Annotated in this window: 2 protein-coding genes and 1 pseudogene; 2 read left to right on the top strand and 1 reads right to left on the bottom strand. The window is 74.1% G+C overall.

Annotated elements, in window-relative coordinates:
* Together CKO13_RS12205 and ubiA are read left to right on the top strand one after the other, a co-directional pair.
* On the top strand, positions 1-207 hold a 207-nt coding region (locus tag CKO13_RS12205; protein WP_200261403.1), incomplete at its 5' end, for a hypothetical protein.
* A gap of 7 nt (positions 208-214) precedes the next feature.
* Complete coding sequence (gene ubiA / locus CKO13_RS12200; RefSeq protein WP_200261405.1) at positions 215-1,081, top strand: 4-hydroxybenzoate octaprenyltransferase; 867 nt, start codon at positions 215-217, stop codon at positions 1,079-1,081.
* Between the two features lie 38 nt (positions 1,082-1,119).
* Here the strand turns inward: ubiA and CKO13_RS12195 are convergent.
* Positions 1,120-1,322, bottom strand: a pseudogene (locus CKO13_RS12195) (ComF family protein); the annotation flags it as partial.

Here is a 1,322-nt window from a genome sequence, read left to right as displayed (position 1 = left end):
CGCCTGGCGGTGGCGCGCCTGCGCGGCACCGAGCCGCTGGCCCGGCGCATGGCGGCCTACGGGCTGCCGGGCGGGTGCGGCGCGTGGGCGCGGCGCTCGCTGCTGTGGGCGGCGCAGCAGCGCCTGCTGGTGACCGAGGTGTTTCTGGCGTCGACGACGTGCCTGGAGGAGGCCGAGGGTGAGCGGGGACGTGTACAGCCGCAGTGACTCCTGGATCGCGGATCGGCTGCGTGCCTATCTCCAGCTAGCCCGCCTCGATCGCCCCATCGGCAACTTCCTGCTGCTCTGGCCCGTGCTCTGGGCGCTGTGGCTCGCCGCCGGGGGGCTGCCGGATCTCGATACCCTGGCCATCTTCGTCCTCGGCGTCGTGGTCATGCGCGCCGCCGGCTGCGTCATCAACGACTACGCCGACCGGTACATCGACGCCCACGTCAAGCGCACCTGCCGGCGCCCCTTCGCCACGGGGCGCGTGACGGAGCGCGAGTCGCTCCTGCTCTTCGTCGCCCTGTGCCTGGTGGCCTTCGGGCTGGTGCTGCTGACCAACCCGCTGACCATCCTGCTGTCGCTGGGCGCCGTGGCGCTGGCGGCCTCCTACCCCTTTACCAAGCGCTACAGCCACCTGCCGCAGGTCCACCTGGGGGCCGCCTTCGGCTGGGCCATCCCCATGGCCTTCGCGGCGCAGACCGGCGCGGTCCCGCCGATGGCGTGGCTGCTGCTGATCGCCAACATCCTCTGGACCACCGTCTACGACACCATGTACGCCATGGTCGACCGCGACGACGACCTCAAGCTCGGGGTCAAGTCCACGGCGATCCTCTTCGGCGAGCTCGACCGCCCGATGATCGGCATCCTGCAGCTGCTGATGCTCATCGCCCTCATCCAGGTCGGCCTGCGCGCCGGCCTCGGCCCCCTCTACTACGCGGGGCTCGCCGCCGCCGCCGGCTTCGGCGCCTACCAGCAGTACCTCATCCGCTCCTACGAGCGCAGCGCCTGCTTCCGCGCCTTCCTCAACAACGCCTGGCTCGGCGGGGCGATCTTCCTGGGGATCGCCGGCGACCTCCACCTGCCGCTCGGCCCCTGAGCCGGGGGGAGGCAGCCCCGCGGCAGGGGCGGCGCCGGTCACGGCGGCGTGCGCGCCACGGCCCACAGGTCCACGCGCTCGGCGCCGGCCTCGATGAGCTGCCGGGCGGCCGCCGCGGCGGTGGCGCCGGTGGTGACGACGTCGTCCACCAGGGCGACGTGCGCCGGGGGCCGGCGGGGCGCCGCGAAGGCGCCGCGGAGGTTCGCCCGCCGGCGCCCGGCGGGGAGCGCCGCCTGGCGCC

The sequence above is a fragment of the Halorhodospira neutriphila genome (genome assembly GCF_016584055.1).
In the GTDB taxonomy this organism is placed as follows: Bacteria; Pseudomonadota; Gammaproteobacteria; order Nitrococcales; family Halorhodospiraceae; genus Halorhodospira; species Halorhodospira neutriphila.
Note: the sequence above shows the minus strand (reverse complement) of the source record. Positions and strands in the feature narration are given on the sequence as shown.